The organism is Bradyrhizobium sp. G127 (genome assembly GCF_021502575.1).
In the GTDB taxonomy this organism is placed as follows: domain Bacteria; phylum Pseudomonadota; class Alphaproteobacteria; order Rhizobiales; family Xanthobacteraceae; genus Afipia.
In genome coordinates, this window is the sequence record NZ_JAKFGN010000001.1 from 1,348,181 (window position 1) to 1,373,659 (window position 25,479).

Genomic DNA, 25,479 nt, shown 5'->3' on the forward strand with positions numbered 1-25,479 from the left:
AGGCGTAGTGGTGCCGTCGCTCCGCTTCAGTTATACGTTCGCAGGTGTCAGGCGTATCCGTTGATGGGCGATCCTTGCGACGAGCTGAATGACAGCGTTGCGATCGGATGCCGCCAGCGCGTTCCATCGCATCAGGTTCCGCGCACCGTGGATAGCGTATTGCGTTCTCCAATCGGGAATGGAGAGCGCTTTTGCTATTCTGCTCGCTGACGAAAGCGGATCTGCGGGATCGATGAAAATTCCGGATTGGTCCAGTACCTCGTGGAAGATGGCGTCGTCCGGCGCGATGATGGGGAGACCGGCATACTGCGCCTCCAGCAGCGGCAGGCCAAGACCTTCTTCATGGGATGTGCAAATGAAGGCGTCCGCATCCTGAAGAATCTGGTTGACGCGCTCGGTCGGCTGATAGCCGTGAAGGATCACACCGGGGCAAGTTTCAAGTGAATTCCAGTGGTCCCCCCAGCCCCGCCGTCCCACAATTTCCAGCGTTGCATTTTCGAACCCGTTCTGGCGCATGGCGCTCAGGATTTTCGCTGCGGCGACAAAGTTCTTGCGCGGCTCCACGGTTCCAAGTGCGACAAGGCGTAGAGGTGAAGCCTTTGTCGCCCTTTTAACGCGTTCATCCAACTGAAGATTGAAAACGTTTCGGACCGGCGGCCGGTAGAGCACGATCTCAGCATCGGAGCGGCAATGCCTGGTGAGCTTGCGTTTGGTATCGAGCGAATTGACCAGAAAGCGCGGATAGGTTCGCACTACGAGCCTGAACGGCTCCGCCATGTAGAGTTTGGCGCGTTGGTTGAGGTCGTCCCGCCGCGTGAGCAGGAAGACATCGTGAATGTAAGGAATCACGCGTGATGCGAACGGACGTAGCAGCGGGCTTGGCGGAAATCCGGGACACAACAGGATCGACGACGGCTGCATGAGGCGCAACGGTAGTCCCAATGTCTGGGTCGCCATCATGCGGGCGGTTCCGTGGGCCGTCACCGGAATGACGTCGAGCGGTGCGAAGGATTCGGGAGAGAACAGATCAAGAGTGATCCGCTCCAGGCCCGTGACGTGGCGTCCAAGATGGGTGTGATCGACATAGACGGTCATGTGAATCTAATCCCGGCGCTTGTCGGGGCATAAGCTCTGTGAGCGGAGTCCATTGCGCGCGCGAAAGGCGGTACCTCCTTCGGCAAAAGAAATGTGATGATCATGATGAATTGAGCGAGCTGGATGTTCTTTGATGAGAAGCTCACCGAGCTTGCTGCGATCACCAGAATTAGCAGAACGATCGCCCATGCGGCGGGATTCGCGCGCTTGAGAATTTCAACGAAGAAGCCGATCATCCCGATCGTGAGCAGGGCGGTATGAACGATGCCGAACTGGACGATACAGGAAACCCAGAAGTTCTCGATTCCATAGTTGAGACCGAGTTGCGCCTGAAGCGCATTCACGCGGACCGGTTTCGGACCTATCAAAAGTTCATGCCAGTCGAAATGGGACAGCAAGTTGAAAGTGGCGACCCGCGCGAGGGCGCTCCCCTTGTCGGATGAAAACCGCAGCAGCATCTTGTCGAAGATGCCGAGATCGAATACCGCAAAGATGCCTGCTGATGCAATGAACAGCAGGCAAATGGCGCCCATCACGTGTGGCAGCGAGACTCGCTTTCCGCGCAAAATGAGAAGCAGTTCAGACGCAGCGAGAAGGCCAAGTACCGCCAGCACAGTGATGAGCGCAGTGCGCCCGCCGAACGCCATCAACGATCCGAGGCAGAATACAACGAGCGGGATCCGGAGCGGGATGGGCGGGCAAAGTGCGGGGCGCAGAACCAGCGCGAGAATGTAGGCTCCGACCAGGCCGGAGGCGGTTAGCGGATGACCGAGAAACGCGGACGAGCGCCATTCCCCAACAACCAGAATGTCGCCGAGTGTCAGGGGAATGAGCCGATGGCCGGAAAAATACTCATAGTATCCGACGCACACGTTCAGCAGGATGGTGAGGTGAGTAGCCCACACCAGCGGCTTTCTTTGTGCCGGGGTCAGTTGCCAGATAACCAGGCACAGCACGACTGGTTGCAGGAAGGTGTCGATGATGACGGTGAAGGGACGTTCCAGAACAAACATCTGGATTAGCAAAAATATCCAGCACACCATGTAGACGATAACGAGTTTTGCGCCGGACAACATCCGATCCAGATCGCCGACGGGATCTCCGTTGCGAACCAGCAGCAGACTGAAAGCGACGAACGTAAAATAGGTGGCGGGATGTAGCTTTTCATAAAAATTTCCGCCAGCGGTAAGGTAATGAATCTTCCAATTGGTCAGCATGGCCCCGGAAAGCGTGAACGTCGCAATCACAGCCAGCAGCATCAGTCCCATAATCATCAGATTGGTAAGCGATGCAGTTGTAGTGGTCGCGGGATGTTGCGAAAACGGTGGCTGGTGAAATGTAGCGGCTCTGCGCCCGCCGTGCCGCAGAAGCGGTCCGTCGATGGGAAATGCGCGGGGGGAGCCGCTCATCGGCCCGCGCACCTTCATTCCGCCGCTCCCGGAGTGAGTCCCGCAGTGCCGTAGGGCTTGAGGTAAGCCGAACTGCGATAATAGTCGTAGAATCGCAGGCGACTGAGATCGACACATGTCAACACGGTGCCGAGAATCCGGTTATGGACTGGAGCCAGCAGGCTGATGGTATGTGAAACGACCTCCTGAGGAGTGCGGTCCCATGCCAGGGCGAGAACAATGCTGTCGGCAAGCTCAGCCAGCGCACGGCCATCCACCAGAGGAACGAGAGGTGGTGAGTCGATAATGATCAGTTCATAACGCTGGCGCAAATGATCGAGCAGGTCGACAATCCTCTCGGAGAACATCAATTCCGTGATGACATCGGTATTCTTCACAGGCGGCGACGGCAGAATGGAAAGTCCGGAGCTGCGATCGAGAAGGATAGCCTGCTCCGGCGGTGTCTGGCCGGTTGCGACTTCGAGGAGTCCGGCATCGGCATGGGGACAGATTGCGCGTGTCAGTTGTGGATTGCGGAGATCGCCGTCGATCAGAAGCGTTTTGATGCCAAGCGTGGCGAGCGACAACGCGAGGTTGGCCGCAAGTGTTGTTTTTCCCTCATTGTCGAGCGCGGATGTGACCAGCACAATCTTGACCGGTTGTATCCGCATGGTGCGTTGAAGCGCGAGACGAACCGAGCGGATCGCTTCCGCAAAGAACGTGCCGGGCTCGTCGATTGCGTATCGCATCAATGGCGGCTGAAGCAGGGGTGGCAACAGTCTCGCAGTTCTTGGATCGTAACGGCCAAGCTCCTCCCGTCCCCGCTTGGCCCGCGCGGCAAGTTCGCGGATACCGATCAGCGGGACTGCTGCAAGCGCCGGCACGCCAGAGATAGCTTCAGCTTGTTCCAGCGTTTTAATGCGGCGGTCGAGATAATCGAAGAGAAAGCCGAGAATGCTTCCGCTGCCCAGGCCGAGCATTAGCGCGAGGCCCAAAATGAGCATGGTCTTCGGTGACGAAGGCCTGATGGGGATGCTCGCGCGAGTCACCACGCGAGAATCCGGCATTTCAAGACTTTCCTGCGCGGATGTCTCCTTGTATCGCGCGAGATAGGATTCATAGAGTGTACGGTTGGCCTCTGCTTCCCGCTGCAGTTCGTGTAGTCGCACCTGTGCCTGGCCGGACAGGCTGGAGACGCCCTGAAGCTGGTCGAGGCTCTGCTGGAGCGACGCCTCCCGCGAGCGTGCGACATCATAGTCGTGCCGCGTGCTGTCCAGAATCCGGCGGATTTCCTCGTTGATGAGGCGCTGGGTGTCCTGCAACTGCGCGCGCACGTTGGCCACCAGAGGGTGGCGTGGGCCGTATTTGCTCGAGAGATCCGCTTCGTTTTTCGCGATGTCGGCGTACTGCGTTCGCAGCTTGGTGATCATGTCCGATGTGATGGCCGCATTAATGCCGCCCGGATCGCCGCCGGACTTCGCCAGTTCCTGGACTTGATCGAATTTTGCGCGGGCTTCCGCTGTCTGCACGCGCGCGGCGATCAGTTTGTTATTGAGATCCGTGATTTGCTGGTCGTTTACGGTAACACCCTGCGATACCGCGAGGTTGTTCGAGGACCGGAAATCCTGCACGGCTTGTTCCGACGCCACCACGCGTGACTTCAATGTTTCGATCTGGCTATTGAGCCAATTCGCTGCGATCCTCGTCGCATCGTATTTGGCGCGGACCTGTTCCTCGAAGTAGCCGTCGGCGATCGCATTTGCGATCAACGCAGCCTTTCGCGGCTCTTCCGAACTGACATTAATGTCGACGAGGAACGTGGTCCCCTGCCGCGTTACCTTCATTCGCCGCTGGAGGATTTCGACCGATCGCGCCTTTGCAGCATCCTCGGGGCTCGCGCCATCGGATGAGCCGCGGCTGCTGAACAACCGTTTGATCGGATCGAGAAGGCCGGGGGTCGGTATGAATTCCGGATCAGTGGTCAGCTTGAGGCGTTCCACCACGCGTTGCAGAAGCGCCACCGACTGGATCAACAAGGTCTGGCTTTCGATCGTCGCGTCATCGGTTCCGAAATTCGAGAGTACCGTCTGGCTGGTGTCGACCACATTGGCTCGCCGCGGGTCGACGAGAACCGTAGATGTCGCGGTATATAGAGTAGGGACGGCCAGGACATAGATCAGCGCGAGCGCGATCAGCGCCAAGGGGGCTGCGGCAACGACTTTCCAGCGCCTTCGCAGAATGCGCGCCATTTCCAGCAGATCAACCGTTGGCGGCTGCCATTTTCCAGCAGCCGGCCCGTTCGGCGCTTCCGGCACTTGATAGTCGTAGTCAGAATTGCGCTGTAACATTTATTCCTACCTGATGTTTGTCGAAGCTGAAGGCGGGAATATTGCTGTTGCGCTCGGTATACCGATGGAAGAGAGAGACGGCGCCGTATCGATTGATCAAATACTTGATGCGTGCATCGGAGGTTGTAACTTTGTCCTCGCGCTGCTGCCCAAAGAAGCTGTCGTTTTCATACCCGCCCGCCAAAGAGATGATGACGTTGCGGCGAAGTTCGTAGTCCAGCCCGAGTTGCAGCGCGTTTGCCAGTACGCCCGTGGAACTGGTATCCGAGGTCTCCGTGACGATCTGTTCGGCCTTGAAATGAACATCCAGCAGGCGGGTTGGACGCCATGTCAGCATGGCCCTATAGGATGGCCCCTCGATGGTTCCGATCGAAAGATCATCGAACCGCTGCTGGACATAGCCCGCGCCAAACTCACCGCTGACAAGATTGGTGAGGCCGATGGTGAAACCTGAGAGCGCGCGATAACCTTGCGAATCCAGCGTCTGACCGGGAACGCCCCGTATGTTTCGCTGATTACCTTCTACGCCTGCAAACCATCCCAGTACCGGTGAAAATGCGTAGTCGACACGGCCATGAAGCGAATAGATCTGACCGTCACGGCTGTTCTGATTGATGATTGAACCATCCTGCGCGCGCGTCTGGCCGTAGTCATAGGAATCAACGCGTATGCCCACAGAGCTGGAAAAGCGATTGAATTCCTTTCGGATGGTAAGGTCGCCGGAGAACAGATCGTAAGGCGTGGGCGAGATTGCGTTGACCGGCGAACTCAGGGTTCCGACCCCCTCGTTCAGATGGGCAATCTGAAAGTTTGTGAGTACGGCAAGATCATGCGCGATATCGAACCACCCGTTGCCTTTCAGGCTGGCATTGGTCTGATCAAGGCTCGAGTTCTCTTTATATGAGGTGGATTGTGCAGCCAGCTTCAGATCGAGGCCGTGCCGCTCCCACAACGTATGTGCCCGCAACGAGGGTTCGAATACGGCGGCAATGTCCGCGCGTTTGGTGGTGTTCGAGGAGAACACGTTGCTGTCGAAAAGCGCGCCCGATATTAGAGATGGATTGAACATCCATGAGCCCGCGCGAATTCCGACGGGTTCGTATCCGGGCTGCTGTCGCTTCTTCACCGGCATATCCTCGGGCGGAATTTCATTGCGCTCGTCCTGGTCGCTCATATCCGGCAGCGAAGACGGTTCGAAGATTCGCTGCGCGTTCCATGGCGTAGTTAGAATCTCGGTTGTTGACGGGATCACCTGCGCGTTTGATGGCGACGCGAGACCGAGCACGAGCGCGGTTGCCGGCCACTGGACGATCTTCAAGCGTGCAATTTTCAGTCCATCGCGATCTGCTCGCGAGTTCGAACATACGGAGCGTTGACGCATTCCGACATTGTTCAACGCTATCAACGCAAAAGTACTCTTCATCCAGTGTCTCTTGCGGTAAGCAATCGTATCGAGAGAAGGCAGCGATGGTCATGCCGTTGTGCGTCGCTCAGAAAATCATCGCGGCGTGCCCACGAAGTTGCCAGCGTGGAATTAGTTTTCTCATCAACGCCTTACGACCCGCCTTCTCTGTCGAAAGAGGAATCGTGCGCATCAACGCTCGGTCCAAACATTGGTTCTGCATCGCGAAAAAAGTTTGCATCGCAAAGAGACGAGACTATGACCGCATAGCCTTCTTCGACGAACGATGTATGATCGAATGCCGTATCAGCCTTCAGATACAATAAAGAGGTGCTCTAGAAATAGCGTTCGGGTATTCGGATATTGTCTCCGGGAAAAATGAGCACTGGCGCATCGAGCGGATAAATCTCTTCTACCGTGCTTCCTGACCTCCTTAGATAGACCTTGTTCTCATTGGCGCGATAGGTGAATCCGCCAGCACTCGCGATGGCGTCAAGCACGGTCATGCCCACACGATAGGGATACTCTCCGCTCTTTTTCACCTCTCCGAGAATGTAGAATGGGCGATAGAGAGCAATTTCGACATTCACGCGTGGATCGCGCACGATTCCTTTCGATAATGCGGCTGCGATCGATCGTTCGAGTTGCCGCGTCGTCAATCCTGCGGCTTTGATGCGGCCGGCGAGAGGCACCGACACGTAGCCTCCTGCATCCACTTCATATTCCCCGGCAACGTCGGGCTCTCCATAAACCTTCACTCGCACGCGATCTGTGGGGCCCAGAACGTAAGTTCCGGAACTTGGCGCAGGCGGAGAATACTTTTGTTGAGCACTGGCCGCCGTGCTCAACTGCATGCGGCCACCGTAAGCAATCATCGTTGCAACGAGAAGTGCGCTCCCGATGTAGATCGGCATTTTTGACATAACTCACCCCGCTCGACATCAAGCATCATAGTCGGACAGAGCAAATTGGATCGCTCGACCAACTTTGTGTGATGATCGCGATGATAGTCGGGCAAAAAAGGCAAAAAAATGTGAGAAATTGTTCCGATGCTCTCGAAGCGGGTTCCGGAACGTCGATTGGCGCACGCGATCATTCGCAAACAGATTGTGCAAGATGACAAATGTCATAGCACGAGGACTGTTGAGCCTTCGATCGCGATGCATGTGAGAACACCGCTGAACCATGCGCCGGTGTCGATATTGATGCGATTGTTGAAAATCTGAGGGTGGTCGACCGGAGTGTGACCATGCACGATGATCTTGCCGTGATCGATCGTCGAGTTCAGGAACTCGTCGCGAATCCAAAGCAGATCTTCGGAATTTTGTTCCAGGATCGGAAGGCCAGGTCGTATCCCTGCATGGACAAACAGAAAATCTCCGCAACTGAAAGTGTTGGTCAAACATTGAAGAAACAAGTCATGCGTGCGCGGGAGAGCATGACGCAGTGATTTCTGAAGTTCGAGCGGTGATTTGGTAATGGTTCCGGATCGCAGAGAAACACCATAAGAAGCGAGCGTGTGCAGCGCGCCGAGCTGTGCCCAGCTATGAAAGGTGTGAGGATCGTCCCGCAGAAACGATTCAAGAACGGCCTCATGATTACCGCGAAGGCAAACTGCGCTTCGCTGAACCAAGCGAACTGCGAGTTGATCGATCACGCCTTTCGAATCGGGGCCGCGGTCAACATAATCACCTAGGTAGACTTCGCGCGCGTGCTGAATGGGTCGGCGGCGAAGATCGTCTTCGATGCGATCGATGGTTTCAGAGAGGAGGTCGCTCCTGCCATGGATATCTCCGACGGCATAGATGCGTGTATTCGCAGGCAGCGACGCCGCGTTCGTTCGTGGATGATGAGTGGAACCAAATGGCATTGCCCGCGAGTTTCGCCATGAAAGAGTTCCGCGGTCAAATGACCGTGGCGATACGTCGAGTCGATGGGAAATTTAGAAGAAGATCAGCCGAACGAGGGCAACAATAGTAATCCAAGCTGCGATGTTGGCGAGAATGAGCCAATTGCGCAGGCGACGATTCGTCTCCGGCGGGGGAGGCAGCGCAGAAATATTGACGGGATGGGTACGCATTGGCTGTTCCGCAGCGGGCGCTTGCGACATAAGCCGGTCGCTGTCAGCTGTTGCCTTAATCTTCTGAAGCTGGACAATCATTTGCGGTTCGCGATGAGCGGACAGATGCGTTCTTTAGAAAGTCTAAGGTCGGTCTTTTAGTATTTGGTGAACGAGCTAGCGAAAAATATCGGCGTGATGTGCGGATCATTGCGCCAAACAAACAATGCGCTCGTTCGATTCGATAATCGACTCCAATTTTTCTGGTCGCCACGTATCTGATTGTGCATGGCTGTGGCGACGAGACCGCAGCGTAAGAAATCGGCAGTTCATCTAAGCACTTCGCAACGCGATAAATTTTCGCGGTGCAAGAATTCGGCGCGCAAGCCGCGAGCATCGTCGATGCAAACTTTTCGTTTTGCTGCCCCATTTCGTACAAAACTTTACGAAAGCTTTAATTAATGGGAGCGCGTTCGCTTCTGCGGCGCTCGGTTCGCATTCGCGAGAGCCGAGGCTTCACTGCAGAAGGTGCAAAGCCCATGAGCGATGAGTTCCATTTCTACGGCGTCGGCACTGAGCTGAAAGTATGAGCAATGGCATCCACAATCACAGCCCGCTTTGTCCAGGACAACTCGTCCCCTCTCTGGGTGGGGCCGCGCTTTATATCCGTTCGGCCCGTCGAATATGCCGGCACGAGCCCCTACCGCAACTACGGTGCTTATAACCTTCGCGCTTTGAAGCGCGTCTCGCGCGGTGAATCAGCCTCCGCTCTCAGCAAACGATTGTTCGATGCGACGGCAGCGAGCCTGGCGCTTCTGTTCTTCGCGCCGATGTTTATTGTCATTGCGATTGCGATCAAGTCGACCTCGCGAGGGCCGATCTTTTTTCGGCAGTATCGCTATGGTTATCGCAACAAGCTCTTCAAGATATACAAGTTTCGCTCGATGCGAACTGAGCTCGGTGATGCAGCCGGCGTCAAACAGACCGTGCTGGGTGATTCCAGAATAACGCCGATTGGACGAATTCTGCGAAGTACGAGCCTCGACGAAATTCCCCAGCTTATCAATGTCGTCAAAGGCGATATGTCGCTGGTCGGACCGCGGCCGCACGTTCCCGGCATGCTTGCTGCGAACACACTCTATGAGGATCTGGTTCCATACTATTTCCAGCGGCACATTGTACGACCGGGGATTACTGGCCTTGCTCAGGTGAGTGGCTGCAGAGGCAGTACGGTTGAACCCCGGTTGGCAATCGCGCGTGTCGATTATGATCTCGACTATATCGAGAAGTGGTCGCTTCGGATGGACGTCAAGATCATCGTACGTACGATCCAGCGGGAGTTTTTGTCGGGTAGCGGATTCTAGGCCTGATCTATTTTGCTGCGATTGACTCTCTTATTTCTGTATCTGAATGGGGGCGATGAAGATGACGAAGCAACAAAGTCGTATTATTCCTGTTCTGTTGTCAGGTGGAACGGGATCGCGGCTATGGCCGCTGTCGCGCGAGACATATCCGAAACAGCTTCTTTCGCTTCTGGGTGAAAGGACACTGTTGCAACAGACCGCCCAGCGGGTCGCCGATCCATCCATTTTCGATCGTGCAATCGTGGTCGCGAGTGTGGAACATCGTTTTGCGATTGCTGAGCAATTGCGAGCAGTTGGCGCTGTGGATTCAACCATGGTGCTCGAGCCTTTCGGAAGAAATACTGCGCCAGCGATCGCCATTGCGGCGCTTGTCGCCAGCGAAGCCGATCCCGACGCGGTCATTCTCGCGATGCCGGTGGATCATTGGGTTCCCGATGCGTCGGCGTTCCGCGACGCTGTGACCCTTGGAATGACAGCCGCGATGGGCGGCCGATTCGTACTTTTTGGGTTGCGTCCGACGGCACCCACCACTGGCTTCGGCTATATTCGATCCGGAAATCAGCTTGGCGCCACATCGGGCGTTTATGATGTTGCCGGTTTTGTCGAGAAGCCAAATCCTGCTGCCGCCGAGCGGCTTCTCGCGACAAATGACCACCTCTGGAACAGTGGAATCTTTCTGCTGCCGGCCCGGTTGCTCATAGAGGAACTGGCGCGACTTGCTCCGGACGTGCTGGCCGCATGCAGGGCAGCGCTGGCAGGCGCTACCCGGGACCTCGATTTCCTGCGCCTTGAAGATAGCGCTTTCAGCACCTGTCCCTCCGTGTCGCTCGACTATGCGGTGATGGAGAAGACAAGCTTGGCCGCGGTGGTTCCAGCGAACTTTGACTGGAGCGATGTTGGTAGCTGGTCTGCATTGTGGGAGAGGGGGGACAAGGATGCTGACGGCAATGTGGTGGTTGGGGATGTTGTCACGGAAGACGCCAGCGGATGCTATGTTCGCGGTGAAGGACCTCTGGTTGCTGCGCTCGGTGTCGAGGATCTCATCATTACGGCGACACCGGATGTGGTTCTCGTCGCTTCAAAGCAACGGGATCAGGACGTCGCCAAACTCGTCGGCCGATTGAAAGCGAACGGTCACCGTTCCGCGACTCAAACCCAGTCGGTCCATCGGCCGTGGGGATATTATCAGTCGATCCACGCTGGAGACCGCTTTCAGGTCAAGCGCATCACCGTCAATCCAGGCGCCAAGCTGTCGCTTCAGAAACACTATCACCGCGCTGAACATTGGGTGGTCGTCAACGGAACTGCCATTGTCACTCGCGATGACGAGGAAATTCTTCTCCGCGAGAATGAGTCGATTTTCGTCCCGCTTGGCTGCATGCATCGGCTGGAGAATCCCGGGAAGGTGCCGCTCAACCTGATCGAGGTGCAGTCGGGTCCCTATCTCGGCGAGGACGATATCGTTCGGGTCGAGGATATTTATCATCGGGTTTGAACGGGGCAGGCCAGACTGTCCTTCCTAAGCCACCACAATACGAGGGCAACCGCGATGAATGCAGTAAGACAAGCAAAGAATGTATTAAAAGAGGCGTTTCCGTCTCTTTGGCTACGCTGGCATTTGATGCATCGGCCGAAGTCCGCGGAGATCGAGCTATCGCTTCTGGACAAGATCGTGCCAGACGATGCTGTCACCGTCGATGTTGGCGCAAACTGCGGCCTCTATACCCGCGAGCTGGCGCGACTCTCAAGGCATGTGCATGCATTTGAGCCTTCACGACAGATGGCAGATATCCTTCGGCATACTTCGGCGGCAAACGTGGAAGTGCACGAAATCGCCCTGTCCGATCGGGAAGGGGAGGCGGACTTGTTGATTCCCCAAGGTGACCAGGGAGCGGTGCATGGCCTGGCTTCGCTCGAACCGCAAGTGGCGGTTTCCGCGAAGTCATGTTTCGCGCTGCATGTGTCTTTGGCTCGTCTCGACACGGTTATTCGGGAAGACGTTGCTTTTGTGAAGATCGACGTGGAAGGACACGAGCTAAGTGTTTTGAATGGCGCGGTGGGACTTCTGGAGCGGAGTCAGCCCGTCTTTCTTGTCGAGGCGGAAGACCGGCATCGTAAGGCTGCCACCGAATCAGTTTTCGAGTTTTTCCGAAGGAGGAGCTACAGCGGATTTTTTATAGAAGACGGAGATATCGTATCCGTCGACCAGTTCGATCCGGATATTTTCCAGGATGCAAGTTCACTTCTGCCGAACGGCGGGAGAAAGAATGGTCAAGCCTACGTCAATAATTTTTTCTTCTTTCCGCAGCACCGGGACGGAAAGACCATCCTAAGCAGCTAGAGAACTTTCAGAATTCTCCTTTGCAACATCCATGGTGCGACAGCACCGTAAGGCCGGCTTTATAAGACAGGATCGTCGATGCGAATTGCCATGGTTGGAGCAGGGTATGTGGGATTGGTATCGGGAGCATGCTTTGCGGATTTTGGACACGACGTCGTTTGCATCGATAATGACAGGGAGAAAGTCACCGCGCTGGGCCGGGGTGAAATTCCGATCTATGAGCCAGGCCTCTCCGAACTTGTTGCCAATAATGTAAAGCAGGATCGCCTAACCTTTACTGACGAGATGAAAACGGGGGTTGGCAATGCGGATGTGGTCTTCATCGCGGTTGGAACGCCGTCCCGGCGCGGCGACGGCCATGCCGATCTTTCTTTTGTCTATGCTGCGGCTCGCGAGATTGCGGTCTCGCTGTCCGGCTTCACGGTTCTTGTAACAAAATCGACTGTGCCGGTGGGCACCGGAGATGAAGTTGAGCGCATTATCCGCGATGAAAATCCCCAGGCACAGTTCGCGGTTGTCTCGAATCCGGAATTCCTGCGCGAGGGAGCCGCGATACGCGATTTCAAGCATCCCGATCGGATTGTTATCGGCACCGATGATGCGCGTGCACGAGAAGTCATGGCTGAAGTGTACCGGCCACTTTATCTCAATGCGCCGCCGATTGTGTATACCGACCGTCGCACGGCAGAGCTGACGAAGTACGCCGCGAACTCTTTTCTGGCAACGAAGATTGCCTTCATTAACGAGATCGCGGATCTCGCCGAGAAAGTTGGAGCCAATGTGCAGGAAGTTGCACGCGGAATCGGTCTGGACAACCGCATAGGAGCGAAATTCCTGCACGCCGGACCAGGATATGGTGGATCGTGTTTTCCGAAAGATACGCTGGCGCTGATCAAGACCGGACAGGATAATGAAGCGCCGCTGCGCATTATCGAGACGGTTGTGGCCGTAAACGATCAGCGCAAGCGCGCAATGGCGCGAAAAGTGGCAAATGCGTTCGGTGGCAACGGTAACTTGCGCGGCAAGACAGTGGCGGTGCTGGGCGTGACTTTCAAGCCAAATACCGATGACATGCGCGATGCTCCTTCGATTCCGCTCATCACTGCACTGCAGGATATGGGCGCGATCGTGCGTGCATTTGATCCGGTCGGCATGGAGCAGGCCAAGTTGGTTCTGGAAAACGTGAGTTTTTCAGATGATGCCTATATTTGCGCGACAGGCGCTCATGCACTTGTTATCGTGACCGAGTGGGAACAGTTCCGCGCGCTTGATCTCAAGAAAATGGCCACGATTATGGCTACTCCGGTCATCGTGGATCTGCGGAATATCTATTCATCGGATGAAGTCTCGCGAAACGGGTTTCTGTATTGCGGGGTTGGACAGCCACAGCCTGTGGCTTACTAGATCTGCACTCGATGGATTTGTCGCGCTACTGTAGATAGATGAACTTGTTCGTAATTCATCAAGGCTACCTGCTAATTTCCCCCAGAGATTAAGGTGAAAATCGCCGCGATGCGGCGATTTCCTTGTTCGAAATCCAATCGCATCCGCATCCGCATGCCAGCCTGCTGGACATGGCCAACCTAGCCGCGAGATTTGGAGCGACTGGGCACCGCATCGGATGCCGGCTTGGGCGATGCTTGATGCTGATCAAGCCCCGGGCGGCAGAATATCGCTAACCTGCCATCATATAAAGGTCGGCGATGAATGCATCTCGATCATGCTTGGATACTTGAGCGCCGTTCATCCTGAGGAGTGTCTGACATGTTTAAAATTCCGCATGATGCCTTGGTGTTTGTGGGTGACGGCCGGAAAGCCCTGTTTTTGCGAAATGATGGCGACGCGAAATTTCCAAATCTCAAAACCGAGAGCGTGTTTGAGGCGGAAAATCCGCCGACTCGCCAGCAAGGTAGCGATAGGCCGGGACGGGTAAGCGAGGCTGCCCTAGCCGGTCGCAAAAGCGCTGTTGACGCGACCGATTGGCATGACTTCGAAGAGCACCGGTTCGCTCGGACCGTCGCGACAGCCATGGAACAACTGGTCCGTACGAGCAAGGCGAAGGCCCTCGTCGTGGTAGCGCCGCCGAAAACGCTGGCTGAATTACGAGATGCGTTCCATTCTGATGTGAAGGTTTGCATTGTTGCCGAGATAAACAAGGATCTCACCAAGCATCCGGTTTGGGAAATCGAAAAGCACCTTACGAGCGAATCTGAAGCCTGAACGGACGGACGACCTCCCAAGTCACTGTTGTCACATCGAATAGGGGATTTGATCTGGGTCAAGATGAGCCGCGCCAAGACGTGGACCTAATGCAATCGCCAAGCAGGGAGTCCGCTATGTCCTATGCAACGGTGATGGTCTGGGTCGATATCGATCAGATATCGAAACCACTGGTCAGCGTCGCAGCGGGCGTGGCGAACAAGTTCGCGGCCAAGCTGGTCGGGTTATCGGCTGTTGCGATCGTGCCGCCGTTTGTGGCCGAAGGTGTCGTGATCGTCGACAATGCGACGGAGTTCGATATCGTAAAGATAAAAGCCAATCTTGCGGAGGCGGGAAGCAAGTTCCAGTCCGCCGCCGGGATTGATCAGCAGGCCGAATGGCGGTCAGCCATCGAATTTCCCACGCAGGCGCTGGTTGGCGAAGCGCGATGCGCTGATTTGATCGTGATCGAGAAAGGAAAGTTGGGGGACATCTATCGGACTGTCGATGTGGGTGCGGCTATTCTGGGAGCCGGTCGTCCCTTTCTGGTGGTGCCAGCCGCGATCAAATCATTTTCTGCTGACCACGTAGCGATCGGTTGGAAGGACACGTGAGAGGCGCGAAGAGCTATTCGGGACGCATTGCCGTTTCTCCACGAGGCAAAGCGTGTGACCATCATAGAGATATGCGAGAAAGACCAGATGGACACCGAGCGTCATCATGTCGAAGATGTCGTTCGCTACCTTGCGCAGCACCGAATAAAGGCGGAATTTCGGATTGAAATGCAAGCCCATCGATCAAGTGCGGACCAGATCATCGGATTGGCTGAGGACGAAGGAGCCGATCTGCTGGTGACGGGCGCTTACGGTCACAGCCGATTTAATGAATGGGTATTTGGCGGGATGACTCGTGATTTGCTGGCATCGAGTCCGATTTGCTGTCTGATGTCCCATTGAAATGACGAGTTTGCGAGGGCAAATGCGACAGTCAGGTCCCAGAAAATTTTCTGAAAGCATTTCCCCTCCTGCCAAGAGACACACTCCGTCAGAACAGACGGACGAAGCGCCCGGCTCGGTTGAAAACGAGCAGGTTGATGTCGAGCGGGACGTCCCCTTGCAGGAAAACGAGTCGGTCGAACGTACAGAGTCTGACGAAAGGCAGGGCCCGCCTGCCTTTGAAGATTGAGCGGTTCCAAGCTGGATTAATCCAGCACAATTCACCGAATCCGTTGCCAGAGAGTGCCTCGAAAATCTGGACCGACGCCCGCTTTTGCCGAAACGGATACGGCATGAAGGGGAGGATATTCCTCAGCACAAGATCATTCGGAAGTAGGGAGGATGACGGGGAGAAAGATCTATTCGAGCGATTTTAGAAAGCTGATGAAATCGCCGACTTGACTGGGGTCCAGCCGAAATTCCGGCATCCGTGGGTGGCCCGTTGATAATCCCTCGCCGAGTGCGTCCTCCAGCGTTTCGACAGGGTATCGCTCGTGCAAGGTCCGAAACGGTGGTGCAGCAGCCCGACGGCTTTTGGAAAATCCATCGATCGAATGACACTGCGAACAATTGGCTTTTGCAAAAGCTTTGCCGCGCTGAACGCTTATTGTGTCAGCGAATGACGGGCTAGCATTGATGTTTGATATGATAAACATCGAAAAAAGAATTGAAGAAATTTTGCGTATATGAGCCCCTGTTGAGCGGCTTTTCGTGTTCATCAGAATATCCTTCATCCCGTTGATCACGCGGTTCTTCTTCATGTCCATCCGTTCTGCTTTGGTCATCGATGGAGACCGCCACCGGTATCCAGCATCGCAGTAGTAGTGGACCTGCATCCATAGTGGAAGCGTCCTTCTTTGATCTCAAATGGCGGCTTGAAATGAGCATGCGCCCACATTCAAGGGCGCGTCCTTTTAAGCGCTGTGCCCGATAATCGATTTGTTCGATTTCAGTAGCTTGAATGTGTAAACCCAACGCGGTGCAGCCGCATTTGGCGCTTTGGCTTTGTTTGAACAATCGATTGTGACTACTTCCCTCCGTCTAAAACCTGCGTCCCGCCCCTTCGAATGAACAGGCCAGAAATCTTCCCTCCTTGCGCGGAGTGAGACGACAGGTCTCCCGCAAAAGTGCAAAAACATTGTTGAATCAGACGGCTGCGGAACCGGTCGGTACAGGGACGTCATTTGACGTTGGGGACACCGTGGATTTTGGGGGCGGATCGGCACGAGGGCTGCTGGCGGTCTTTTTGGGCTGTGCCTGTCTGTGCGTCTCAGTCCTGCCTGCGTCCGCGGCCTGCGATGGTGAGGTCAACTGCACGGGCGATATTTCTGGTGGCGTCGGCTATGACGGCAACTCGGTCACGACACTCAACGTCAACTCGCTGACGACAAATGTCACGCCCTCCGGTGGCGTGTCAGGTTTAAGTCTGACGGCCCGGGCCGACGATGGCAGCAACGGCCGCGACGGCGGCGTTGGAATCGGCACCGAGCCCGGCGATGATGGCAACGGTGCCAACAATCTCAATCTCACCTACTCGCAGCCTGGCGCAAACCCTTCGGGAGGAAACTCCGGGGCATTCGTCACAGCCAACGCCGCAGGTATCGTGGTTACTTCGCGCGGCGGCAACGGCGGTACCGGTGGTGACGCGTATATCGCGGGTAATGGCCGTGGCGGTGGTGATGGGGGCGGCGGCAGTTCGGGCGGTCTGGTGTCGCTCGGTGGCAGTGGATCGGCGCGGTTTCCGTGACGAACTCTGCGACCGGATCGATCACAACATCCGGCGATATGGCTTACGGCATCTACGCACAGAGCGTCGGTGGCGGCGGCGGCGGCAATGCCGTGTCGGGGAGCGTGGGGCTTTCGTTGTCGGTCGGCGGTAACGGTGCATCGTCAGGGAACGGCGGCGCGATTACGATCGACAACTATGGAGCAATTCGCACGAACGGCGCGGTTGCTCTTGGCATTTTTGCGCAAAGCATCGGCGGTGGTGGCGGCAACGGTGGCACAGCCGGAAGCTTCGGTGTCGCAGCGCCGGTAGGCATTGGTGTGGCCGGCGGCGGCTTCGGCGTCGAGCGGCAGCTTGGCGACACTGCTGTCTTCGGATTTAGTGCGGCGGCAGCAGTTCGACCTATTCCGTACCCGACCGTTCAACCAGTGGCCGGATTGAGGGAGGGCATCCGGGCGTGTATGGCGCCGTTCGCGAAGGCGCGCTCTATCTAAGCGGTAGCCTTGGCTATGGTCGCTTTGATAACCGCATGACTCGCGGAATCAGCGCCGCCGGGCTTCCTATCGAATATGTTTCGGGGCGATTTGCGAGCGACCAGCTTAACGGACGCATCGAACTGGGATGGCGGCAGGCGTTCGGGGATGTCGCGCTGACACCATTTGGCGCCATCCAGTTCGCGAGGACTTGGCAGTGCGGCTATACGGAAGGGCCGGCTTATGGTGGACCGGTCGGAATTCTCGGATTGTCATACCAATCGCAGTCGATTACGTCCCTGCCGTCATCGCTTGGTCTGCAACTCGACAGCAAGCTCGCGCTTACTAACGGCGTGACTTGGGCACCCTACGTGCGCGCGGCTTGGTGGCGTCCGTCAATGTGAAGTTGCCTCCTGACACGCGTCAGCCTGTGATGATGATTCAGCTTCCAGTGGGACTGTTTCTTCCGGGAGGGGTGAATTTCCAGATCGATGATGGCAAGCTCCAGGCGCTGGCGATTCAGACCTGTGATCTGAAGGGGTGTTACGCAGCAACCACAGTTTCGTCCGAACTGCTCGGATCAATGAAGTCCGTAAAGCGCCTTTCCATTATTTTTCAGAAGCTGAATAAAGAGAATGTCAATCTTGCTTTCTTGCTTTCCGGCTTCGCTGACGGATGCGACAAGATAAACTAGACTATCGCATACTGTATCTGCGCTCTCAGCCCTTTGTCGTCCAACGTCCTGAGAACATCGGGCGTCTCCCTATACCTTGCGAATAACCCTATCAGGCTGCGCTTCGTTGGCTGCCGACGGTGTACTTCAGCATGGGCCATCGCGAGACCTCTGTTGAAGATTGGCTTGTAATATGGCTCGGCTGTCGTAAGGTCCGTCGAGGCTCCATCCGCACTGCGAACCGACGGGACGATGACGAAAGATAACGGTAACTGGCGCGTCGGCGTGCTATTTTCCCAGACCGGCGTAACATCGGCAATCGAACAGTCGCAGCTTAATGCCACCCTTCTTGCGATCGATGAGATTAACGCCGCAGGGGGCGTGCTCAATCGCATGGTCGAGCCCGTGATTTACGATCCGGCCTCCGACGAGAAGAAATTTCGCGCGCTGGCTGAACATCTCTTCGTAACGGATCGCATTCGCCTGCTGATGGGCTGTTATATGTCGAGCGCACGCAAGGCAGTTCTGCCGGTCGTGGAAAGCCACCGCGGTCTGCTTTTCTATCCCACGCTTTACGAGGGCTTCGAGTATTCGCGCCGATGCATATATTCCGGCGCAGCTCCAAACCAGAATTCTCTCCAGTTAGCCCGCTACCTGCTTTCGACCTTTGGAAACCGCTTTTTGCTGGTCGGGTCGAACTATATCTATCCCTATGAGTCCAACCGACTCATGACGGATTTCGTCATGCAGGGACGGGGTGAAATTCTCGACGAACTCTACGTTCCGCTTCAGGCTAACGAGGCGGACTTCGACAAGGTCATCAAGCGCATCAAGAAAACGTCACCCGATGTGATTTTTTCGACCGTAGTCGGCAGCAGCACCGCGACGTTTTACGAAGCCTACCGGGCCGCCGGATTCGATCCGGCGCGTATGCCGATCGCGAGCCTGACGACAAGTGAAGCGGAAGTCGCTGGAATGAGTCGTGAGGCTGCCGAGGGCCACATTACGGCCGCACCATTTTTTGAGACGCTCACGACGCCAGCTGCGCGGCTCTTTGTCCAAAGCTACAAGAACAAGTACGGCCCCGATGCTCCGGTCCCGGCCGCTGCCGAAGCTGCCTATTTCCAGACCTATCTCGCGATGCGTGCGCTGGCCCGTTGCGGCTCGGACGATCCCGATCGCATCGTTGCCGAAGTCAGGGATTCGGAGTTTGACGCGCCTCAGGGCCGGATCAAGATCGATCCGGAAAACAACCATGCCTATCTCTGGTCGCGAATCGCACGGCTGGACCAGAATGCTAAATTTCAGGTGGTCTGGAATCCCGGAGTAAGAATTAAACCAGATCCCTATTGTGTCGTGCAGAGCCTGGATGACTGGTCGGCTGACGACGTCCTGTCAGTTAGCCGCTAACGCACGGACGCAGGAGCACAGGTGGCGATCCAAATTCTCCGCGATCTTCGAGGTCTGCGTGTCCAGGTCGTTCATGCGCCGGACAACGAGCGCCTCAGTCTCGTTGAGCACCTTCGCCGGATCGGCTGCATGGTCGAGACGCAGTGGCCGGTGCCTGCGGAGTGGCCCGGCGGATGCGATGTGATGTTGCTTGCTATCGAGCACGACGTTCGCGACCAGATTCATCAATTGCTGAAATCAGGGGATGGACCGCGCCCGACCCTGATCGCGATTGTCAGCTATGAGGACCCGTCCACGCTTCAACTGGTCCTGGAATCCGGTGCGGTTGGCGTGATTGAGCGTCCGATACGCCCGTTTGGGTTGCTGACAAACCTTACGATCGCGCGCAGCTTGTGGCTGCAAAAGCGGACGATGGAAAAGCAAATCGCTAAGCTGCAACGCAAGCTGACCGGCATTCAGCGAATCCAGAAAGCCAAATCTATTCTGATGGATGGCCAGGGTCTGAACGAGATCGATGCGTATGAGAGCATTCGCCGTCAGGCAATGGCCAAGCGCTTGTCGATGGATGAAATGGCTTCTGCCATCATTCATGCCAACGAATTGTTGCAGTACCGGCTAAAAGATGTTTAGCTTGAGGCCTGATCGCACCTAAACAGTTGCGATGTCGCCGGACCACCAGTGACGCTGGTTTGGCATTGGCTATGTAGCCCGAGAGATCCGTGAGGATCTGTCGGGCTTTTTTGCGTTTTAGGACCTTGAACTGGCACGGACGGAATCGTCCATCAGGAGAGCGATATGCATCACGGTGATATTTCGTCGAGTAACGACACGGTCGGTGTCGCAGTCGTGAATTACAAGATGCCGAGCCTTCATACCAAGGCGGAAGTTCTGGCCAATGCCAGGAAAATTGCCGATATGCTGGTTGGCATGAAGAAAGGCCTTCCGGGAATGGACCTTGTGATCTTCCCGGAATATTCTACGCACGGCATCATGTACGACTCCAAGGAGATGTACGACACCGCCTCCGTCATTCCCGGCGATGAAACGGAAATCTTCGCGGAAGCCTGCCGCAAGGCGAAGGTATGGGGTGTTTTCTCGCTCACGGGTGAGCGGCATGAAGAGCATCCCAACAAGGCCCCGTACAACACGCTCATCCTGATGAACGACAAGGGTGAAGTGGTGCAAAAATATCGGAAGATTATGCCATGGGTGCCTATCGAAGGCTGGTATCCCGGCAACTGCACCTATGTCTCGGACGGGCCGAAAGGCCTGAAGATATCGCTGATTATCTGCGACGACGGCAACTATCCGGAAATCTGGCGCGACTGTGCGATGAAGGGCGCCGAACTTATCGTTCGTTGCCAGGGTTACATGTACCCAGCAAAGGATCAGCAGGTCGTCATGGCCAAGGCGATGGCGTGGGCCAATAACGTCTACGTCGCCGTTGCGAATGCGGCGGGCTTCGATGGCGTCTATTCCTACTTCGGTCACTCGGCCATTGTCGGCTTCGATGGGCGGACACTCGGCGAATGCGGCGAGGAAGAATATGGCATTCAGTACGCTCAGCTTTCTAAGTCGCTGATCCGCGATGCGCGTAAGACCGGACAATCGAACAACCATCTCTTCAAGCTCGTCCATCGCGGCTATACGGGCGTGATTAATTCGGGCGAAGGAGACAAGGGTGTCGCCGCATGTCCATACGATTTCTACGCCAAATGGATTGCGGACCCGGAAGGTACCCGCGAGATGGTGGAGTCATTCACGCGAACGACGATCGGCGTCGAGGAATGTCCGATCGAGGGTATCCCCAACAAGGCGACCACTCATCGTTAGAGCCGGTCTCTGATGTTTTACGTCACGGGATAGCAGCGCTTGCGCTGTTATCCCGTGCGTCTTTGAAAGCACCACTAGCGTCGCGCAAGCCGGAAGTAGAGTTCAGACAGGCGTCCCGGCAGATCCTCAACACGATGAACCAGCATCGTATTTCCGCGTCCGAAGATTCGCGCTGCGGCGCCCATTTCCCTCTGATTGAGCACCACGCCGAAACCATCGATGCCGCGCCCCTTGAGACCTGCTGCGGCTCGGCGCGCATCTTCGATGAGATCTTGCGAATCTGTGACATCGATGTCCGAGGGTTCGCCATCGGTGAGCACGATGACGAGCTTCCGGTAACTGCGCACGCGGCTGATCGTCTCACCGGCGTGACGCAGAGCGGTACCGAGCCGTGTTGAGAGGCCCGACGACAGGCCCGCAAGCCGCCTGACGCAATCCCGGTCATAACCCTGTTCAAAGGTCTTGACGGTTGTCATCTGCACGTCGTCGCGTCCGTTGGATGCGAAGGCGAGGAGGCAGAATGGGTCGCCTAGCACATTCATGGCTTCGGACAGCAAGGCGACCGCAATGCGTTCGACGTCGAGGATCGTTGCACCCGAGGACAAACGGTCTCGCGTTGATTCTGAAATGTCGATCAGCAGCAGGACCGCAAGATCGCGATGTTTCGATGTTGAAGAGCGGAAAATGCGAGGATCCGGCTCCTGCTTCATGCGCAGCGCGATACCTGCGTCGTTCATCGCATCGACATCGAGATCGTGGCCGTCGAATTGTCGCTTCAGGCGAATTGTGCGGCCAACCCGCACCCCACGAATGAGCTGCCTGACTCGATTTCGCAGGACTTCGGCTCGATCCAGCGCGGCATCGACCGAACGTGAATCGCCCCGCGGCGCGGGTACTTCGCGGACAGTGGTCCATTCAGGCCGCTCCATCCCGTGGATGCGATCCCATTCCGGATACTTGGCGATGACGATACCGCGTTCGTCCTGTACGATCGGTCGGGCCCGACCCATGTCACCATCATCGGCCGTCGGATTGTTGTCCGGTTTATCCCCATCGGGATCGTTCTTTGGCTCAACACGTGCGGCCTCAGTGGCGATATCTAGGGTTTCTTCCGGCGGGCTGGCGTTCTCGCCAAAATCCCACAAACCCATGCCATCATCCCGGTAGATGGGTTCGGTGACATAGGTTTTGGCGTTGAACTGCACGCGCATCTGCCCGAGGTCGTTACCCAGCAGCATGCCGATTTCCCGGCTGATTGCCGGATCTGCCATGCGGGGCGCTGCGCCTTCGAACAGGCGGCGGCCCTTGCTCACAAAGCCATCGTCGTCGCTGTAGGACGGATCGAAGAGGGACCGTGCAAGACGCGCCAGCAGGGTGGGCGCGGTCGCAACGCCCGATGGAAGCGCGACATGGTACTGCGACCACAGCCGGCGCAGGCCAGGGAGTTCGCGCATCGCAAGCCTCTCGACGCGGGCGTCCTCGATCAGCGAGACAAGCGCCACCTGAAGCGGCTTCAGGCTCCCCAAGGGAAAACGGGCGCCGCCGTAGACAAGGTGAGCCTGCGCATGCGCCGTGGCGGCCCGGTATAAGGTGCGGGCTGCGTCCCCCTGAATACCGCGATAGAATTCCGGCAACTGGATCAGTGGTCCGCTGAGAGTGGACCGGCGCTGGCTGGATGGGTCTGTCGATGGTGCCATGGCTCGAAGCAATGGTGGCTGGCCCCACAGGGCTGTCGCAAAGGCCTTGATCTCCCGCTCGACGTCGGCGAAGCCGAGGCCGGTCGATGATCGCGCGACAAGGCGTCGCGCGAATTCATCCTCAAGGCTGAAGAATGACAGTCGTCTTTGCCTATTCCCACCTGCAACTTTCAATCCGGCGGCGACGAAATTTTCGAAGGCGGCGATGTCGCCGGCAGGAAGGGTCGTTCCCATATGTGTGGCGGCGGCTTCGACGGACTCGGGGGCCTCGCGCGCGAGGCGCTCCATCGTCCGCCACCAGCGCGACAGGTCGGTGCCGAACCCGACCAGGTTACGAGCAATAACGAAGGCGCTGATGGTTGCCGCTGCCGCATGGCCGCCGGCATGGCGGCAAACGTCGGCGGTTGTAGCAGCCGCTGTCACAAGAGGCGCGATGCCATATTGTGATGGCTGGCTCTTGCTGGCGTTCCAGAAGCCGAGCAGGCAGGTCGGACCCACGTTGACATGGGCGAGTCTGAGGACGCCCAATGCCCATTCTTCAAGGTCATCGGCGTCGAATCGTGCAGCGAGATCGTTCAACGCGGAGTTAAAAGGCGGCCTCAAGGTTTCGCGCTGCTGCATCAAACTTTGTAGCTGCTCTTTCGCGCCAGTGGATGCCGCGCCGATTGATCGTCGGGCGCTGGCGGCGGTCGCGGTCACGGAAGACAGGCCTCGATTGCCGCACTGAGGGCCGCGCGAATGTCAGAATTATCCGTAATAGGCAGCACAATGCTCGATCTGATCGCCGCTTCGAGGGGAAGGCCTGCGGCAACCAGGCGTCCGGCATGAATCAGCATGCGAGTCGAAGCGCCTTCGTCCAAGCCATGACCCTGAAGATTGCGTGAGCGCTCGCCAATCGCCACCAGTGTGAACGCCAGTGCGCTGTCGGTGCCGGCTTCGCGCGCCACGATTGTGGCCTCGATCTCGGGTGAGGGATATGAGAAGTCGATGGCGAGGAACCGCTGCTTGGTGGATTCCTTGAGATCCTTTACCGCGCTTTGGTATCCGGGATTGTAGGAAATCGTGAGCTGGAAATCGGGATGGGCAGCAACGATCTCGTTATGCTTTTCCAGCGGAAGAATGCGCCGCGCGTCAGTCAACGGATGGATGACCACAGTGGTATCCTGCCGCGCTTCGACGATCTCATCGAGATAGCAGATGGCACCGTAGCGGACAGCCTGGGTCAACGGGCCATCATGCCAGACCGTGCCCTGCGGTTCGAGAAGATAGCGGCCCGCAAGATCGGAGGCGGTCATGTCTTCGTGGGCCGCGACTGTCACCAGCGGTTTGCCAAGACGCCACGCCATATGTTCGACGAAGCGGGTTTTTCCGCATCCCGTCGGCCCTTTCAACATCACGGGCAATCGCTGGCTGTAGGCGGCCTCAAAGATCGCAATCTCATCAGCGACGGCCTGATAGTAAGGCTCGGTGGCGATGCAATAGGCATCGAGCTTCATGCGTGTCTCCGCGGATCGCCTCGCTGGGCGCCAATCTCCACAACAGTCTGCTGCAACGAAACAATAGTCGTCAAGTTATCAATAGGACAACGAGACATGCGTGAACTACGCTTGCGTCAGGCGTTGCGCCTTGAATGCGGTCACGGTGTTTTGCAAGAGACATGCGATGGTCATCGGACCTACTCCACCCGGAACGGGTGTGATGTAGCCTGCGATGCCCAGCGCTTCATCGAATGCAACGTCGCCGACAAGTTTGCTTTTGCCGTTTCCGCCATCCACCCTGTTGATTCCGACATCGATCACCGCCGCGCCGGGCTTGATCCAGTTGCCACGGATCATCTGGGGGCGGCCAACTGCTGCGATAAGAATATCCGCCTGACGGCATTCTTCAGCGATGTTCCTGGTGCGCGAATGCGCCATGACGACCGTGCAATCTTGTTGCAGAAGAAGCTGAGCCATCGGCTTTCCGACAATGTTCGAACGGCCGATCACGACTGCCTTCAGGCCCCTCATGTTTGGAATAATGCTTTTGAGCAGCATGGTGCAGCCCAGCGGCGTGCAGGGCACCAGAGCGGGAAGACCGGTGGCCAGACGTCCGGCATTCACGACATGGAATCCATCGACATCCTTGGTCGGATCAATCGCGGCGAGAACCTTATCGGCCGAAATCTGCGGTGGAAGTGGCAGTTGCACCAGAATGCCGTGAACGGAGTGGTCCCGGTTCAACTGGCCAATTAACGCAATCAGGTTGTCTTCCGATAGCGATGCAGGCAGGCGATGTTCGAATGAGTTCATCCCTGCGGCGATGGTCTGACGCGCCTTGTTGCGGACATAGACGGCGCTGGCCGGATCTTCACCGACGAGAACAACCGCAAGGCCGGGGATTCCGTGAGGCTTTAGCGCCCCCACCTCGGCGGCAATCTGTCCACAAAGATTTTCGGCAAACGCCTTGCCGTCGATGATTTTGGTCTCGGCCACGG

The 25,479-nt window shown here is 56.7% G+C and carries 26 protein-coding genes; 14 read left to right on the forward strand and 12 right to left on the reverse strand.

Annotated elements, in window-relative coordinates:
• Positions 1–30: 30 nt before the first annotated feature.
• The 7 genes from LVY71_RS06535 to LVY71_RS06565 all read right to left on the reverse strand — a co-directional run bounded on the left by LVY71_RS06535 (position 31) and on the right by LVY71_RS06565 (position 8,394).
• Positions 31–1,095: a glycosyltransferase gene (locus LVY71_RS06535; RefSeq protein WP_235098998.1), complete on the reverse strand. Its 1,065-nt coding sequence runs from the start codon at positions 1,093–1,095 to the stop codon at positions 31–33.
• Complete coding sequence (locus LVY71_RS06540; protein ID WP_235098999.1) at positions 1,092–2,504, reverse strand: VpsF family polysaccharide biosynthesis protein; 1,413 nt, start codon at positions 2,502–2,504, stop codon at positions 1,092–1,094. The genes LVY71_RS06535 and LVY71_RS06540 overlap by 4 nt, the downstream gene beginning before the upstream one ends.
• A 14-nt stretch (positions 2,505–2,518) precedes the next feature.
• Positions 2,519–4,831, reverse strand: coding sequence for a GumC family protein (locus LVY71_RS06545; protein ID WP_235099000.1), 2,313 nt, complete (start codon positions 4,829–4,831; stop codon positions 2,519–2,521).
• Positions 4,812–6,254, reverse strand: a complete 1,443-nt coding sequence (locus LVY71_RS06550) for an outer membrane beta-barrel protein (RefSeq protein WP_235099001.1) — start codon at positions 6,252–6,254, stop codon at positions 4,812–4,814. Before LVY71_RS06550 ends, LVY71_RS06545 begins: the two co-directional genes overlap by 20 nt.
• A 314-nt stretch (positions 6,255–6,568) precedes the next feature.
• Positions 6,569–7,147 carry a polysaccharide biosynthesis/export family protein gene (locus LVY71_RS06555; RefSeq protein WP_235099002.1) on the reverse strand — a complete coding sequence of 193 codons (579 nt, stop codon included), beginning with the start codon at positions 7,145–7,147 and terminating at the stop codon, positions 6,569–6,571.
• A 212-nt stretch (positions 7,148–7,359) separates the two neighbouring features.
• The gene (locus tag LVY71_RS06560) at positions 7,360–8,103 is read right to left on the reverse strand and encodes a metallophosphoesterase family protein (RefSeq protein ID WP_235099003.1); all 744 of its coding nucleotides are present in this window, start codon (positions 8,101–8,103) and stop codon (positions 7,360–7,362) included.
• Positions 8,104–8,175: 72 nt separating this feature from the next.
• Positions 8,176–8,394 (reverse strand): hypothetical protein, encoded by a 219-nt coding sequence (locus LVY71_RS06565; protein WP_235099004.1) that lies wholly within the window; start codon positions 8,392–8,394, stop codon positions 8,176–8,178.
• A 491-nt stretch (positions 8,395–8,885) separates the two neighbouring features.
• Between LVY71_RS06565 and LVY71_RS06570 the strand changes: the two genes are divergently transcribed.
• The 7 genes from LVY71_RS06570 (at position 8,886) to LVY71_RS22805 (ending at position 15,152) form a co-directional block, all read left to right on the forward strand.
• Entirely contained in the window at positions 8,886–9,656 is a 771-nt protein-coding gene (locus tag LVY71_RS06570) for a sugar transferase (RefSeq protein ID WP_235099005.1), read from the forward strand.
• A gap of 61 nt (positions 9,657–9,717) precedes the next feature.
• Positions 9,718–11,151 carry a mannose-1-phosphate guanylyltransferase/mannose-6-phosphate isomerase gene (locus tag LVY71_RS06575; protein ID WP_235100031.1) on the forward strand — a complete coding sequence of 478 codons (1,434 nt, stop codon included), beginning with the start codon at positions 9,718–9,720 and terminating at the stop codon, positions 11,149–11,151.
• 54 nt (positions 11,152–11,205) lie between these two features.
• Complete coding sequence (locus LVY71_RS06580) at positions 11,206–11,997, forward strand: FkbM family methyltransferase (RefSeq protein ID WP_235099006.1); 792 nt, start codon at positions 11,206–11,208, stop codon at positions 11,995–11,997.
• 78 nt (positions 11,998–12,075) lie between these two features.
• On the forward strand, positions 12,076–13,401 hold the full coding sequence (locus tag LVY71_RS06585; RefSeq protein WP_235099007.1) for a UDP-glucose dehydrogenase family protein: 1,326 nt from the start codon (positions 12,076–12,078) through the stop codon (positions 13,399–13,401).
• A 360-nt stretch (positions 13,402–13,761) separates the two neighbouring features.
• The gene (locus LVY71_RS06590) at positions 13,762–14,217 is read left to right on the forward strand and encodes a baeRF12 domain-containing protein (protein ID WP_235099008.1); all 456 of its coding nucleotides are present in this window, start codon (positions 13,762–13,764) and stop codon (positions 14,215–14,217) included.
• Between the two features lie 116 nt (positions 14,218–14,333).
• Entirely contained in the window at positions 14,334–14,810 is a 477-nt protein-coding gene (locus LVY71_RS06595) for a hypothetical protein (RefSeq protein WP_235099009.1), read from the forward strand.
• Positions 14,811–14,864: 54 nt separating this feature from the next.
• On the forward strand, positions 14,865–15,152 hold the full coding sequence (locus LVY71_RS22805; protein WP_235099010.1) for a universal stress protein: 288 nt from the start codon (positions 14,865–14,867) through the stop codon (positions 15,150–15,152).
• Positions 15,153–15,240: 88 nt separating this feature from the next.
• Here LVY71_RS22805 and LVY71_RS06605 read toward each other — a convergent pair whose 3' ends face one another.
• Together LVY71_RS06605 and LVY71_RS06610 are read right to left on the reverse strand one after the other, a co-directional pair.
• Positions 15,241–15,486, reverse strand: a complete 246-nt coding sequence (locus LVY71_RS06605) for a hypothetical protein (protein ID WP_235099011.1) — start codon at positions 15,484–15,486, stop codon at positions 15,241–15,243.
• Between the two features lie 64 nt (positions 15,487–15,550).
• Positions 15,551–15,976 (reverse strand): c-type cytochrome, encoded by a 426-nt coding sequence (locus LVY71_RS06610; protein ID WP_502797535.1) that lies wholly within the window; start codon positions 15,974–15,976, stop codon positions 15,551–15,553.
• Between the two features lie 416 nt (positions 15,977–16,392).
• Here LVY71_RS06610 and LVY71_RS06615 point away from each other — a divergent pair, with 416 nt between their 5' ends.
• The 7 genes from LVY71_RS06615 (at position 16,393) to LVY71_RS06645 (ending at position 21,306) form a co-directional block, all read left to right on the forward strand.
• Positions 16,393–16,938, forward strand: a complete 546-nt coding sequence (locus tag LVY71_RS06615) for a hypothetical protein (protein ID WP_235099012.1) — start codon at positions 16,393–16,395, stop codon at positions 16,936–16,938.
• Positions 16,935–17,411, forward strand: a complete 477-nt coding sequence (locus LVY71_RS06620) for a hypothetical protein (protein WP_235099013.1) — start codon at positions 16,935–16,937, stop codon at positions 17,409–17,411. Before LVY71_RS06615 ends, LVY71_RS06620 begins: the two co-directional genes overlap by 4 nt.
• The gene (locus tag LVY71_RS06625; RefSeq protein WP_235100033.1) at positions 17,354–17,794 is read left to right on the forward strand and encodes an autotransporter outer membrane beta-barrel domain-containing protein; all 441 of its coding nucleotides are present in this window, start codon (positions 17,354–17,356) and stop codon (positions 17,792–17,794) included. The genes LVY71_RS06620 and LVY71_RS06625 overlap by 58 nt, the downstream gene beginning before the upstream one ends.
• 29 nt (positions 17,795–17,823) lie before the next feature.
• Positions 17,824–18,084: an invasion associated locus B family protein gene (locus tag LVY71_RS06630; protein ID WP_235099014.1), complete on the forward strand. Its 261-nt coding sequence runs from the start codon at positions 17,824–17,826 to the stop codon at positions 18,082–18,084.
• A gap of 231 nt (positions 18,085–18,315) precedes the next feature.
• Entirely contained in the window at positions 18,316–19,473 is a 1,158-nt protein-coding gene (locus LVY71_RS06635) for a transporter substrate-binding domain-containing protein (protein WP_235099015.1), read from the forward strand.
• A gap of 21 nt (positions 19,474–19,494) precedes the next feature.
• Positions 19,495–20,103: an ANTAR domain-containing response regulator gene (locus LVY71_RS06640; RefSeq protein ID WP_235099016.1), complete on the forward strand. Its 609-nt coding sequence runs from the start codon at positions 19,495–19,497 to the stop codon at positions 20,101–20,103.
• Positions 20,104–20,268: 165 nt separating this feature from the next.
• The gene (locus LVY71_RS06645) at positions 20,269–21,306 is read left to right on the forward strand and encodes an aliphatic amidase (protein ID WP_235099017.1); all 1,038 of its coding nucleotides are present in this window, start codon (positions 20,269–20,271) and stop codon (positions 21,304–21,306) included.
• Positions 21,307–21,380: 74 nt separating this feature from the next.
• On the opposite strand, the gene LVY71_RS06650 is transcribed toward LVY71_RS06645, so the two are convergent.
• The 3 genes from LVY71_RS06650 to folD form a co-directional block, all read right to left on the reverse strand.
• Positions 21,381–23,702: a nitric oxide reductase activation protein NorD gene (locus LVY71_RS06650; RefSeq protein WP_235099018.1), complete on the reverse strand. Its 2,322-nt coding sequence runs from the start codon at positions 23,700–23,702 to the stop codon at positions 21,381–21,383.
• On the reverse strand, positions 23,699–24,499 hold the full coding sequence (locus LVY71_RS06655) for a CbbQ/NirQ/NorQ/GpvN family protein (protein ID WP_235099019.1): 801 nt from the start codon (positions 24,497–24,499) through the stop codon (positions 23,699–23,701). Before LVY71_RS06655 ends, LVY71_RS06650 begins: the two co-directional genes overlap by 4 nt.
• Before the next feature lie 105 nt (positions 24,500–24,604).
• Positions 24,605–25,477: a bifunctional methylenetetrahydrofolate dehydrogenase/methenyltetrahydrofolate cyclohydrolase FolD gene (gene folD, locus LVY71_RS06660; RefSeq protein WP_235099020.1), complete on the reverse strand. Its 873-nt coding sequence runs from the start codon at positions 25,475–25,477 to the stop codon at positions 24,605–24,607.
• Positions 25,478–25,479: the final 2 nt, after the last annotated feature.